Annotated in this window: 10 protein-coding genes; 4 read left to right on the forward strand and 6 right to left on the reverse strand. The window is 44.2% G+C overall.

Annotated elements, in window-relative coordinates; translation table 11 throughout:
• Nucleotides 1-27 precede the first annotated feature (27 nt).
• The 4 genes from AC59JT_RS09880 (at nucleotide 28) to AC59JT_RS09895 (ending at nucleotide 7931) form a co-directional block, all read left to right on the forward strand.
• Nucleotides 28-3087, forward strand: coding sequence for a SusC/RagA family TonB-linked outer membrane protein (locus AC59JT_RS09880; protein ID WP_497398264.1), 3060 nt, complete (start codon nucleotides 28-30; stop codon nucleotides 3085-3087).
• 15 nt (nucleotides 3088-3102) lie between these two features.
• The gene (locus AC59JT_RS09885) at nucleotides 3103-4635 is read left to right on the forward strand and encodes a RagB/SusD family nutrient uptake outer membrane protein (protein WP_497398266.1); all 1533 of its coding nucleotides are present in this window, start codon (nucleotides 3103-3105) and stop codon (nucleotides 4633-4635) included.
• A gap of 8 nt (nucleotides 4636-4643) precedes the next feature.
• Nucleotides 4644-5813 carry a cellulase family glycosylhydrolase gene (locus AC59JT_RS09890; RefSeq protein ID WP_497398268.1) on the forward strand — a complete coding sequence of 390 codons (1170 nt, stop codon included), beginning with the start codon at nucleotides 4644-4646 and terminating at the stop codon, nucleotides 5811-5813.
• Nucleotides 5814-6095: 282 nt separating this feature from the next.
• Nucleotides 6096-7931: an SPFH domain-containing protein gene (locus tag AC59JT_RS09895; RefSeq protein WP_497398270.1), complete on the forward strand. Its 1836-nt coding sequence runs from the start codon at nucleotides 6096-6098 to the stop codon at nucleotides 7929-7931.
• A gap of 46 nt (nucleotides 7932-7977) precedes the next feature.
• Here AC59JT_RS09895 and AC59JT_RS09900 read toward each other — a convergent pair whose 3' ends face one another.
• The 6 genes from AC59JT_RS09900 to AC59JT_RS09925 form a co-directional block, all read right to left on the reverse strand.
• Complete coding sequence (locus AC59JT_RS09900; RefSeq protein WP_497398272.1) at nucleotides 7978-8547, reverse strand: hypothetical protein; 570 nt, start codon at nucleotides 8545-8547, stop codon at nucleotides 7978-7980.
• A gap of 13 nt (nucleotides 8548-8560) precedes the next feature.
• Nucleotides 8561-8902, reverse strand: a complete 342-nt coding sequence (locus tag AC59JT_RS09905) for a HopJ type III effector protein (protein WP_497398274.1) — start codon at nucleotides 8900-8902, stop codon at nucleotides 8561-8563.
• Between the two features lie 51 nt (nucleotides 8903-8953).
• A complete protein-coding gene (locus AC59JT_RS09910; RefSeq protein WP_497398276.1) occupies nucleotides 8954-9700 on the reverse strand; it encodes a DUF4488 domain-containing protein in 747 nt (248 codons plus the stop codon).
• Between the two features lie 117 nt (nucleotides 9701-9817).
• Nucleotides 9818-10000, reverse strand: coding sequence for a hypothetical protein (locus AC59JT_RS09915; protein ID WP_497398278.1), 183 nt, complete (start codon nucleotides 9998-10000; stop codon nucleotides 9818-9820).
• Nucleotides 9990-11162, reverse strand: coding sequence for a PepSY-associated TM helix domain-containing protein (locus AC59JT_RS09920; protein ID WP_497398280.1), 1173 nt, complete (start codon nucleotides 11160-11162; stop codon nucleotides 9990-9992). Before AC59JT_RS09920 ends, AC59JT_RS09915 begins: the two co-directional genes overlap by 11 nt.
• 29 nt (nucleotides 11163-11191) lie before the next feature.
• Nucleotides 11192-13627 (reverse strand): TonB-dependent receptor domain-containing protein, encoded by a 2436-nt coding sequence (locus AC59JT_RS09925; RefSeq protein WP_497398282.1) that lies wholly within the window; start codon nucleotides 13625-13627, stop codon nucleotides 11192-11194.
• Nucleotides 13628-13678 lie beyond the last annotated feature (51 nt).

Below are 13678 nucleotides of genomic sequence, written 5' to 3' on the forward strand. Positions count from 1 at the left end.
ACATCCAATATTAAACTTAAAACCAATATGAAAAGAAAAGTACTTCACCATGAAGAGGGACTGTCGTGTTTCGATGCGACCCTACCTCTGCGGACGAGGACGGGCCTCTCTCCGTTTAAACTACTCATTTGCCTGGGCGCGTTTTTATTATTCGCGTTTAATGCATCTGCCCAAAGCACCGTAACCGGTGTAATTACCGGCGATGATGGCGAGACCATACCCGGCGTAAATGTATCTGTTAAGGGAACCAATACAGCCACAGTAACCGATATTAACGGTAAATATTCTATCAGCGCAGCGGCTAATGGCACGCTGGTATTCTCGTTTGTAGGCTATGGTACACAAGAGGTGCAGATAAACAGCCGCCAAACTATAGATACCAAGCTATCAAACAGCACGGTGCAGTTGAATGAACTGGTTGTGGTAGGTTATGGTACTCAACAGAAAAAAGATCTTACCGGCGCCATCTCGGTAGTAAAAGCCAAGGATATCCAGAAAAGGCAGGCCAACACGCTGGCCGAGGCTTTACAGGGCCAGGCTACAGGTATTAAAGTACGTAGCGGTGGTGGTGCGGGCTCTGAAGCGCAGATCCAGATCCGCGGTATAAAAAACTTATCAGGCACTAACCCGCTGTATGTAATTGACGGTATGATATCAACCGCCAACCGCGACTTTAACGCTGCAGATATTGAAACCGTGCAGATATTAAAAGATGCGTCGGCAGCAGCTATTTATGGTTCAAGAGCAGCGAATGGTGTAATTATCATCACAACTAAAAAAGGTAAAGACGGCCCGATGAAAATTGAGTTTTCGGGTAAATCAAGCATACAAACCATTCCCCGTTATAAACTTGCCGAAACTGACGAGTTTGCCCGCTTAAACTTTATGGCCTATGATAATGCAGGCGTAGCCCGCCAGCAATTAAACCTGGGTGTAAACACCAACTGGCAAAATGAAACCTTCCGTACAGGTAACATGCGCGATTATAACTTAAGCTTTTCGGGCGGCAACCAGGGCGGCGGATACCTTGTTTCGGCAAACTACTTTGGTAACAAAGGAACAGTGATCAGCAACGAATCTGACCGTTTAAGTTTACGTGTAAATACACAAGGCAAAAAAGGCATTTTCACCATTGGCGAAAACATTGCTATCACCCGTTACAAAGTTGACGAGGTGAATGGCAACCCTATAAACGAGGTTTTGCGTATGCTGCCAACCATACCGGTATTTGACGCGGCTAACCCCGGCGGTTATGGTTATGGTAACGAACAGAAAGCACGTACGTTTGGTACTAACCCCGTAGCGCTAGCCGACCTGAATAATACTATTAACGAAAACACCCGTATACGTGGTAACTTATTTGGCGAATTACAATTTACCCCATGGTTAAAATACCGCTTAAACTTAGGTTTGGATAATAGCTATGATCATGGTAAAAACCTGCGGAAACAAGGTAACTGGACATTGAACCAACCTTTTGACCCGGCCATACTTAACGAAAATCGTAACGAGTACATCAACACCCTGATAGAAAATACGCTATCGTTTAACAACAGCTTTGGCAAGCATACGGTGAACGCTGTGGCGGGTCAGTCATACCAACGCACACAATCGGCAAATATAACCGGTACCAAGCGTAATATTTTATATAACCCTAGTACCAATACCTATTATGATGTTTTAAACAACGGTAACGAACCACAAACAGGCGGATCAAAAAGCCGTAACGACCTGATCAGGTATTTTGGAAGGGTTGAATATAACTACGATGACAGATACCTGTTAAACGGTGTTATCTCGGTAGATGGTTCATCATTGTTTGGCCCTGCCTACAAATTCGGAACGTTCCCATCAGTATCGGCAGCATGGCGTGTAAGTAAAGAGAAATTCTTCAAATCAAATTTGATAAACGATTTGAAAATTCGCGCCAGCTATGGTAACGTAGGCAGTAACAACATTAACGCGTATGAGTACAATACGCTCATCAATACAAACTCTACCGTAGTATTTGGCCCGGGACAAACTGTACAAACCGGTGCAACCAACGTTGTGTTAGCTAACGATAACTTACGTTGGGAAACCCTGCAACAACAAAACTATGGTTTCGACGTAGGCATACTGGATAACAAAATAACGTTTAGCGCCGAATACTACATCGCCAAAACCAGAGACGTTTTGCTTAACTACCAGTTGCTATATACAACAGGTTCAAGCGGTAACCCGCGTGTAAATGGTGTATCGCTGCAAAACAGTGGTTTCGAGTTTACGGCGACCTATCGTGAAGATAGAAGCGCATTTAAATATGGCGGTAGCTTAAACTTTACCACCGTACGTAACAAGGTATTTGATTTGGGCTTTACCCAAAACAAAACTTTTGTAGGCAATACCGTAACCGAAGAGGGCCAGCCAATAGGTATGTGGTATATGCTGCAAACTGATGGCTTATTTCAAAGCCAGGCTGAAGTTGATAATTACAAAAACTCCGCAGGTAAGGTTATACAACCGGCTTCAAAACCGGGCGACATCCGCTATAAAGACAACAATGGCGATGGACAAATTACCAACGATGACAAAGTTGTGGTGGGCAACCCATGGCCTAAGTATGAGGTTGGTTTAAACCTGAACGCATCATACAAAGGCTTTGAGTTTTCGATGGACTGGTTTGCATCAGTAGGTGCTACGGTTTATAACGGTCCGCGTAGTTTGGTTGAAAGGTTTGACGATAACTCAAACTATACAGCAGGCATACAGCCATGGACGCCAACCAACACCAACACCACCGTACCGCGTGCTTATTATGCATCAACCACAAACTCACGCGGCGATACCGATCGTTGGTTAGAGGATGGCAGCTTTGCCCGTATGAAATACATTGGCATTACTTACAACCTGCCTACCAGGTTGGTTAAAAAGATAGGCTTTGAAAGGTTACAGCTAACCGTATCTGCCCAAAACCTGCTAACCATTACCAAATATAAAGGTCTTGATCCGGAGTTTAGCAACGGCAGTATTTACGAAAAAGGTGTTGACGGTGCGTCATTCCCTAACCTGAAGACCTATTCGTTAGGTTTAAATTTTGGATTTTAATCAATATTAAAAGTCATGAAAAAAAGTATATATACATTATCAGTCCTGCTGGTGTTAACTTTTGCCACATCGTGCAAAAAATCACTCCTGGATCAAAACTCACCAAACACCCTTACAAAAGAGGAGTTTTGGAAATCAGAAGGCGACGCTGTGAAAGGCGTAAACTCCATTTATCATATGTTTTATCAAACAGGTGGTTTTACCCGTTGGATGAATTTTCGGTTGGATCTTACCTCCGACGAAGGCTTTAGCAACAGCCCATGGATAGAGCTTGGCGATTGGACACGTTTTCAATACATTAATTATAACTTTTTAGAAGGTAACGTTAACACCTATACCGATTTTTATAAAGCGGTATACCGGGCTAACCAGGTGTTGGATAACGTGCCAAAAATTACCTTTACCGATCAAACCAATAAAACGCAGCTATTGGCACAGGCTAAATTTTTAAGAGGCCTATGGTATTATTATGCTGCCATTTTATGGGAGAATGTACCGGTTATCACCACATCGCAAACACCATCAGATATGCCGCCGGCCGGAACACTGGCACAGGTATGGGCACAAGTTGAAAACGACCTGAAAGATGCCACCGTTGGTTTGCCTGCCGTTTGGGCGGGTGCCGAAAAAGGAAGAGCCACCAAAGGCGCAGCATATGCCTTACTGGCTAAAGCCTATATGCAGCAACGTAAGTGGAGCGATGCTAAAACGGCGATGGACTACCTGGTTACTGGTGACGGTAAGCAATACTATGGCCTGGTTGCTAATTTCCAGGATAACTTTAGGGCCGAGAACGAGAACAATGTTGAATCTGTTTTCGAGATCCAGTTTTCTGATGCCAATAAAACAGGCGAAGGTGATGGTCAAAACTCAAACATGGGTTCAAACCGTGCACAGTTTTTTGCGCCGAGAAGTATTGGCTGGTCTGACGGACAAGCACGTTTTTGGTTGGTTAACTTGTTCAAACAAGAAAAAACCACTACCAATGCTATCGATCCGCGATTAAGATACAGCTTGTTTTACCCTACCCAGGAAGCTGATTTTGGCGACAAAATATATGGCAAAAGCTGGCAGTGGAATGCTGACGAGGCCTGGTTTAAAAAAGGATCGCGCGATTACCTGCGTACTAATGAGGATTACTTTAACCAGATCAATACCCGCTTGATACGTTATGCTGATGTATTGCTGATGTATGCCGAGTGTTTAAATGAGCTTGGCCAAACTGCTGCGGCTTACCAATATGTTGACCTGGTACGTGCCCGCTCAAAAATGGCTGCCCTGGCTGTAGCATACCCGGCAATTGGTACAGATAAGGATCTGTTTAGAGAAAGATTAAAAACAGAACGTGTATTGGAGCTATGCGGCGAAAACCTGCGCTGGGCTGATCTAAAACGTTGGGGCGAACTGGAAACCGCAGCCAATGTAGCAAAAGTAGCTTTACGCGATCCGGACTTTAATAACTTTGTTGTTGGAAAACATATTCGTTTGCCATTACCTGCTATAGAAGTGCTTAATAATACTAACTTGCGTCAAAATCCAAATTATTAAACACGATTATGAAACTACGTTTTTATTTAAGCGGCTTATGCTGCGCAGCAATGCTATTTGGCTGCAAACCTTCGGCAGAGAAACAGGATCAAGGTACGACTGATACCGTTAAGGTATGGTCTGCAACCCAGGCAAATGATTGGTATAAAAAACAGCCCTGGCTGGTTGGGTCAAACTTCCTGCCAAGTACTGCTATCAACCAGTTAGAAATGTGGCAAAAGGACACTTTTGACAAACCTACTATTGACCGTGAACTTGGCCTTGCCGAATCGTTGGGCATGAACACCATGCGTGTATTTTTACACGATTTGGCTTATGAGCAGGATTCGACCGGCTTTATTGCCCGTGTTGATACGTTTTTGCAAATAGCAGAGAAGCATAAAATAAAACCAATGTTCGTGTTTTTTGATTCATGCTGGGATCCGTTTCCGAAAATCGGCAAACAACGTGATCCGAAACCATTCACGCACAATTCTGGCTGGATACAAAGCCCGGGCCAATTGGCTTTAAAGGATTCTACGCAGTATCCTCGACTAGAGCACTATGTTAAGGCAGTAGTATCACACTTTGCTAACGATAATCGTATCATAGCCTGGGACGTTTGGAACGAACCTGATAACATGACCGGTGCATCATACCAAAAAGTTGAGATACCAAATAAAGTAGCTTTAGTATTGCCTTTATTGGAAAAAACTTTTACCTGGGCGCGTTCAGCTCATCCTAGCCAGCCGCTTACCTCAGGTATCTGGGCAGGTGATTGGTCGGCAGATTCAGTTTTAAAACCTATCGAAAAACTGCAATTAGAGCAGTCAGACGTAATATCGTTCCATAATTATGATGGTGCGCAGGAATTGGAAAAACGTATCCAATGGCTACAACGCTATGGCAAACCGCTTATCTGTACTGAATATATGGCGCGCCCTAATGGCAGCACCTTCCAAAGCTCGTTACCTGTAGCTGTTAAATACAATGTGGGTATGATCAACTGGGGGTTTGTAAACGGCAAATCGCAAACTATTTTCCCTTGGGATAGCTGGACAAAAACTTATACAGCAGCGCCACCGGTATGGTTCCATGATATATTTAATACCGATGGTACGCCTTACCGTAAAGAGGAAACGGATTTAATTACAAAAACTGTTGCTGATAAAAGAGCTGCGGATGCTAAAGGCAAGTAATAATTACTTAATAAAAATCTTTTAATAACCCACATCCCTCCTCACCTTTCTCGTCCGGGAAAGTTATAAATTGGTTGGCTCCGACATATCTGTCGGAGCCTTTTTTTGTTTTGACGTAGCACGAAAAATATATTTCAAAACGCTTGTAACATACACACAGCACCATACTCTAAATATCGATTTTACAGCCGAGGTACTACAAAAATGCTGTAATCATCGTTCCCGACCCGCACCTTAAGGGTCACGCTAAACAAAATCATTTTAAAAAATTTCTAAAAGAAAATGGAATCATTATTCACTTTTTGGTGGGTATTGCCCGTTGTGGCTGCCCTTGTACTTTACAAATTTGTGTTACGTGTATTTTTTGGTATGATCATCGTGCCCGACGACCGTATCGGCCTGGTCGTTAAAAAATTCGCCCTCTACGGCAATAGCCGCCTGCCCGACGGCCGTATCATTGCCACCAGCGGCGAAGCAGGTATGCAGGCGCAACCACTGGCACCGGGCCTTTACTGGCGCATGTGGCCATGGCAATACGCCATCACCATGGAACAGTTTACCATTATTGAACAAGGCAAGCTTGGGCTGGTAAAAGCTAAAGATGGCGCGCCGATGGACACCGGCCGTGTGCTGGGCAAACCTGTAGACTGTGATAAGTTTCAGGATGCCAAAGCTTTCCTGGACAACAAAGGCCAAAGAGGCCCTCAGGCAGCGTTCTTAACCCCGGGTAGTTATCGTATCAACACCTTTTTGTTTGAAATTGTAATGGTGCCTGTAACGCAGGTGCACGAAAATAAAGTAGGTATTGTAACCACTTTGGATGGTGAACCACTGGACAAAGGCGAGATTGCCGGTGGCCCGGTTGAAGGCCACCGCAACTACCAGGACCCAATGGCTTTTATTCAGGCAGGCGGCAAAAAAGGCCTGCAGGAAGATGTTATCCTTGCAGGTACTTATTATCTTAATCCATGGTTTGTAGTGGTTGAGCAGATAGAAATGCTGCACATACCAATCGGTTTTGTGGGTGTGGTAAACTCCTTCGTAGGCCCCGAAGGTAAGGATACCAGCGGTATGGCCTTTAAACACGGTAACATTGTGGCCCGTGGCGAAAAAGGTGTTTGGAACGATCCTTTAGACCCCGGTAAACACCCGGTGAATATTTATACGCACACTGTTGAAGTTGTACCAACAACTAACATTGTGTTAAACTGGGCCAATAGCCGCACCGAATCGCATGAGTTGGACAAGAACCTTTGCACCATCAGCGTGCGTTCATCAGATGGTTTTACATTTAACCTGGACGTGTCGCAGATCATTCACATCCCGCATAACGAGGCACCAAAGGTTATTGCCCGTTTTGGTAACATGAAGAACCTGGTATCGCAAGTGCTGGAGCCTACCATTGCCAACTACTTCCGTAACTCAGCGCAAAAAAGTGGTGTGATCGAATTCTTGACCAACCGTTCGCAGCGCCAGGAGGATGCCAAAAACCAGATAGCAACCGTGCTGAGCGCTTATAACGTTGAAGGCGTAGACACGTTGATAGGTGATATTGTGCCGCCGGAAGCCTTGATGAAAACCCTAACCGACCGTAAAATAGCCGAAGAGGAAAAAATGACCTACGAGATACAGCGCCACGCGCAGATAGAACGTAAGGAATTTGAAAGCGCCCGCGCCGGTGCTGATATGCAGCCTGAGGTAGTAAAATCAACCCGCCAGGTTGAGATAAACACCCAGATGGCTGCCGCGAAAGTGGCCAGCGCCAAAGGTGATGCCGAATCAAAAACTATTAACGCTAAAGCGGACGCCGAGGTACAAACCATTAACTCAAAAGCCAATGCCCTGGCCACCGAGGTAAACGGTAATGCCGACGCCGGTAAAATAAAAGCCATAGGTTTGGCCGAAGCCGAAGTTACCAAACAAAAAACCGAAGCCATGGGTACCGAACAATACGCCGTAGTGCGCGTAGCGGAAGCCCTGGCCCAAAACGGTGTAAAACTGGTGCCTGAAATATTGGTAAGCGGTAAGGAAGGCGGCGGTAACGGTATTATTGACGCGTTGATCGGTAGTGAAATGTTTAAGAAGTTGAAGGAGGATAATGAGAAGAAAGTGGCGTAAAATTTACTAAATAGTTAATAACCCATTGCATTTACATTGCAATGGGTTATCGCTTTAACTCAGTGCTAACATTATGTTCAAGCTCTTTGCTAACTATTTGCTTTTCTCGCTTTCTGTCGATCTTTCTTTTATTCGATTCAGCCCTAAGTATATAAGGTAACCTGGAATCGCCACTAAAATGCATGTTAGTCGACGCTAATCGCGAGCCTTGTCTTAGCATAAGGCCGTTAAAAACACAATCATCGTACGGGCACTGATGCTTAGAATATGTCCCGAAGTTTCTGTCTTTGATGCGTTTATTAGCTAAAATTGCCTGCTGGTTTCTTTTAACATCTTCCCAGGCTTTATTAACGTCTGCCTTCGTCAACTCTTGACCCAGTGTAGAAACTTCAACAAAAACCTCTGGATCTTTTAGCTGCAAAAAGTCAAAGGTTTTTTTAAATTTTGTGTGGGCGAGTTCCCTGACAGCCATCTTTTCGTCAATGTTCAAATTGTCGTTTTCGATAATAGAGCGATACAGCCCGAGCGTATTAAAATCCTCATAACTTTTATAATTCTCAATATAAAAGTCGTACTCGCCTAACGTTAATTGATTAAACTTTCGCCCTATTTTCATGATGATTAAATAACTATCTCGCCACCAAAGCCCCACCCTCAAACACGATACCATCCCAACCATTAGCCATAAACTGGCGGATATTTTGATGATCAACCGCTTGTGGCGTATCCAATACCGATTGATAATGCTCGGCAAATAACAACAGTGTATCTTCCTTGCTCAGGTTGTTAAGGTGGGCGAAAGAAAACACCTTGGCGCTGCCTTGATTTTGGGTTGCTTCGTTATAAGTTTCGCCGTTTTTAAAGGCGGTTGGGGTGTGCAGGTAGTAGTTTTCTATAAACTTAATTACATCTGCAAAAGCTATCTTATTTTGTTTCAGGTCGAAAAAAAGACCGCGTAGTTCTTCAGTCATGGTATAAATTATTTACCGCCGAAATTACGATTTAATACGCTATGGGTATGCTTATTTTTCCAAAGTTTCGCGCTTGCTCCAACATTCGTCCATCGGGCCGCCTGTTGATTTTTCGCCTTTATGGCGCCAGTCGCCGTCAACAAAAGCGTATTGAAAGTTGAGGGTTTTGCCTACACTCTCCGGTGTTTTGGTAAAGAAGTCTACGTGTTCGATGTACTTGCCGTCCTTGGCTGTATAAGTTCCGCCGCCGGCGTTTACAAACTCTTTGGTTTTTACGTTATAGGCAATCCAATGAAAGCGCGAACCCGATAGCACTTTCATCGTTCTGCGCGGAAAGAATGGTGCAGGGCGTTTGCTCACCTTATCATTCGCATAATTACCGGTGATGATCCAGGCGCCGCTCAGGTCGGTTTGTTTACCGTCGTCCGCTTTAGTCCATATTTCGTTTGAAGGTAACAGGGTTAACTTATCCTTGGCCAGTTTCATTTGTACTATCGTGATCTTACCGGTTAGGTTAGTATCAACGGTATTCCACTCCATGGTACGCATTAATTTGTCATCCTTAATGTACCACGTACCACCATACGCGCCAATAAACTTTTTACCCGGGCCATCATATATCGCCACAGAAAATACTTTATCACTCACGATCATTACCGAGCGCTTTTCGGCCGGGCCCTGCTCCCAGGCGCCTTTAATTTCTTTTGGATCAACGTCTTTAAACTTTAGTGAAGTAAAAGTGATGGTACCTGCTATAGCTACTATAGCCAACAGTAAAAATTTAAGCGTGGTTTTCATGAGCTGGTGGTTTACTTAAGCATAGCTAATTTAAAACAAAAAACAACAAAAAAGGCCTGCTATTTTCATAACGGGCCTAACACTCACAATTATATATTTATTATTTCCGGTTAAGGACTACTTAAAGGCTTTGGCTCCAAGCCTGAACATGGTATATATCGGCCACGCCAATGCCAGCCATGAAAACCAATGCCAAACACCGCCATGAGCCATAATAGCCGATATTAAACCGAACATGGTAACTACCGACAACAGGATGGGCATGCCCCATACTTTGTAAAAAACACTTTTATCGGCCATAATCTTCAGCGTTTACAAGGGTTAATGATTCTGCTTTATTCATGGCACGTGCCAGCTGGGCTGCTTTTGCTTTGCGACGGGCAATCCACAGGTACAGGCCCGTTATTAATACGATTATTGCAGCGATATCAAATATGGCCCAGATTACTTTTAAAGGCAGGCCACCGTAATCGCCGAAGTGGAAGGGTTGCGATATGAATAATGTTTTAAGATACCAAGGCAGGTCGCGGATATCGGTCAATTCACCCGTTTTCGCATCAATAAGCGCAGGTTTTATGATACGCGATGTAAGTGGCGTTACTCCTTTCATAAATACTGCATAATGATGCTGACTTGAGTACGGTGTACCCGGGTAAGCCACGAAAGAAACATCCATACCGGGCGCAGCCTCTTTAGCTTTTTCAAGGGCAGAATTTAAGGAACTGAAATCCCCGGTTGGCGCAGGTTTATCTTTATAGGCGGCTACCATTTCGGTCAATTCATTAACTTTCCAGATGCCTACCAATGGCTCAGCCAATGTATTGATAACCCCGGTTAAACCAACTACCGATGCCCAGGCCAGTGTAACTATACCCAGCAGGTTATGCAAATCCAAATAACGCAGGCGCGACGATTTCTCGGTACGTATTACACCGAAATCGAATTTCTTCATAATAGGCCCGTAAAGCACTACACCTGATATGATAGCTACGATGAACATTAAACCCATCAAGCCCAAAAACAACTCGCCGGGCAGCCCCATAAACATGTTTACGTGCAGGTAATACATCACCAGCATAAAAGTCATTTCACCGGTCTCGGCCTCCAGGAGCTTCCCGGTGCGGTCGTCCATGGTCACAAATACGTTGTCCTCGTCGGGTGCTGTTGCCGATTTGCCCATGGTAAAACCCATTCTGTGCGGCTCATCTTCATCCCAATAGGTATACTTAATAACATTCCCCGGCTTTGCGGCAAGGGCGTTACGTATTACCGAATCTTTTGATATAGCCGGCGTTCCTGCAGCCAGGGCAGGCAACGCTTTCTCATCGCCGAAGGTATGCTCAATCTCTTCGGCAAAAATTAAAGGCAAGCCCGTTAAGCAGAGTAGTAATAAAAATACAGTGCATATCAGGCTCGTCCACTTATGTATCTCGAACCACTTTTTTATGGTGGATGCTTTCATTTATTATCCCCTACCTCGTCTAAATAAAATTAAAACTTAAATGCAAAGCTTGCTGTAAAGTTTACAGGGCGCTGCGGATTTATCGACCAATAACCAATATAATATTCTTTATCCAAAATATTGTTGGCGTTTAAGGTAAATCTAAACTTGTCTGCGTTGTAAAACGCGCTTGCATTTAATAACGCGTAGCTTGGCAAATCAAACACGCCTGTTATAGTATTATCAACTACTCTGTACGCGCTTGCATAGTTTCCGCCTACACCAAAGCCAAAATCTTTCAAACCGCCGCGGGTAAATTTATAAGTTGCCCACACGTTGGCCTGATCCTGCGGACCCTGACCACCGGCTGCACGGCCCGGCTCATTGTAAAAATCGATGCCTGACGGATCGCCAACTGTTACTGTTGACTCGTTGTGGCTAAAGCCAGCTATCAGGTTTAAACCGGTAGCCGGGTTTGCGTTAATGTCGATCTCGAAACCTTTGCTGCCCACTTTACCGCCCTGGATAGTGTTATTAAAATCGGCAGGATCGGTATAAGTACGATCTTTTAATTTGATGTCATAGTACGATACAGTGGCGCTCAACCTATCCTCGAACAGGTTGGTTTTAACACCAAGCTCAAACTGATCAGCTTTCATCGGTTTGAATGATTTTACAGTACCGTCTGAGTTTGATCCCGGTTCTACGTTAAAGAATGCGTTCATGTAGTTTGCAAATATCGATACCTTATCCAATACCGGCTGGTAAACCAGGCCCATTTTTGGCGATAACGCTGTTTGCTTGTAACCGTCGCCATCAACATTAACATCGCCATGCGATACAAAATGATCGGCACGTAAGCTTAACATGGCCGATAAAGCCGGTGTAAAGTTGATCACATCTGATACATAAGCGCTGTAAGTGCTATTGCTTAATTTATTACCAAACGGCTGTGCGTTGGCCAATAAGCTATCAACAAATGCTTTGGTTGGATAGCCGCCACGATCTGGGTTAAGGCCGTAATACTTTGAATCGCCCTGTGGGGTAACTGTACGGAAATCAGCGTAACCAGAGCCATTACCAACCACGTTGCGGTTATAATAATCTAAACCTACTAACAAACGGTTTCTTAAACTACCAATTTTAAAATCGCCATTAAAGTTTTGTTGGATATCGATGGTATTGCTAGTCGAGTTTTCTTTAGTAATTGATTGTACAAACTCATTTTTACTTATAGAGTGGCCGGTAGCGTCCACTTCGTGACCATAAATGTAGCCATAGTAGCCGTCGGATTTTATCGTTCCGCGCGAAAGCACAGTTTGCGACGTCCAGCTGCTTGACAATTTATACTGCATTTGCGCCTGCAGGTTAAATCTCGGGTTTTTAATCGTTAACTCGTTACTGGTAAATGATAGCTTGTTATTTAAACCCATTTGGTTAACCGATGTATATTCCAAAGGCTCATCCATGTTATAACCGCCCCTGTTTGAGTGGAAGAATATTGGAGCGGTTGCTCTTTCCAGCTCTAATATTTCCGCCAGGAAATTAAAAGTTAACCTATCATTCACTTCATAAGTTAAGGCCGGAGCTACGAAAAAGCTCTTTTTAAAGCCGGCATCCTGGAAGCTACCTTCCGAGTGGTAAGATGTATTGATACGCAAAGCGATCTTTTCCGTTTTGCTTAAGGGCGTATTTACATCAACCGCAACACGGTTTAAACCAAAGCTGCCGGTATTGTATGTAACCTCGCCGCCGGTAGTGAAATAAGGCTTTTTAGTAACTGTGTTGATAACGCCGCCAAAGCCGTAAAATGCAGCTCCAAACAAAGTACCCGACGGCCCTTTAATTACTTGTATCTCCTCAACGTTAGCCAGATCCAACTCACCCGCGGTAAAGCCAGGTAAGCCGTTATACAATGATGGCTGTGCCTCAAACCCGCGTAGCGCGAAATAGGCAGCACCATCGCCAGATCGACCGGTTGACTCCCAGGTACGGTTAATGCCCGGAATATTACGAAACGCATCATCATAACTGGTAATGCCTTGTTGCTTGATAGTTTCTAATGATACTGAACCATAAACTTGTGGATTCTCTAAGTTCTTAAGCGGCATTTTAGCCACTACAGCATCCACTTTGTTTTTGTTGCGCGATGATATGGTTACTTCTTTTAATTGTGCCGAGCTCTCTTTCAGCACTAAGTCGGTAGTGGTAGCTGCACCGGCCGTTACGCTAATGCTTTGCTCCTGTTTTTCTAAGCCTATCAGGCTCGCAACCAGGGTATAGGTGCCCGGCGCTACGTTTCTAATTTGATAGTTACCGTTCTTATCAGTTAAAGCGCCTTTGCTGGTGCCTTGCAGGCTCACGTTAACAAACTCGGCCGGGTTGCCGTCTGATGTTTTTACTGTACCGCTCACCCTGCCGTTTTGCGCAAATGCAGCGCCGGTAAGCAAGGTAAACAATAAGGCTAGATGGTATAATTTCTTCATAATAGTATGTGATATTAGTGTGGCGCAAAAGTATTGTTTATAATCGTTCTA

Source organism: Mucilaginibacter sp. A3364 (assembly GCF_059690715.1).

Coding starts and splice junctions, on each gene's coding strand:
- AC59JT_RS09880 (WP_497398264.1), top strand. CDS start 28: ATGAAAAGAAAAGTACTTCACCATGAAGAGGGACTGTCGTGTTTCGAT.
- AC59JT_RS09885 (WP_497398266.1), top strand. CDS start 3,103: ATGAAAAAAAGTATATATACATTATCAGTCCTGCTGGTGTTAACTTTT.
- AC59JT_RS09890 (WP_497398268.1), top strand. CDS start 4,644: ATGAAACTACGTTTTTATTTAAGCGGCTTATGCTGCGCAGCAATGCTA.
- AC59JT_RS09895 (WP_497398270.1), top strand. CDS start 6,096: ATGGAATCATTATTCACTTTTTGGTGGGTATTGCCCGTTGTGGCTGCC.
- AC59JT_RS09900 (WP_497398272.1), bottom strand. CDS start 8,547: ATGAAAATAGGGCGAAAGTTTAATCAATTAACGTTAGGCGAGTACGAC.
- AC59JT_RS09905 (WP_497398274.1), bottom strand. CDS start 8,902: ATGACTGAAGAACTACGCGGTCTTTTTTTCGACCTGAAACAAAATAAG.
- AC59JT_RS09910 (WP_497398276.1), bottom strand. CDS start 9,700: ATGAAAACCACGCTTAAATTTTTACTGTTGGCTATAGTAGCTATAGCA.
- AC59JT_RS09915 (WP_497398278.1), bottom strand. CDS start 10,000: ATGGCCGATAAAAGTGTTTTTTACAAAGTATGGGGCATGCCCATCCTG.
- AC59JT_RS09920 (WP_497398280.1), bottom strand. CDS start 11,162: ATGAAAGCATCCACCATAAAAAAGTGGTTCGAGATACATAAGTGGACG.
- AC59JT_RS09925 (WP_497398282.1), bottom strand. CDS start 13,627: ATGAAGAAATTATACCATCTAGCCTTATTGTTTACCTTGCTTACCGGC.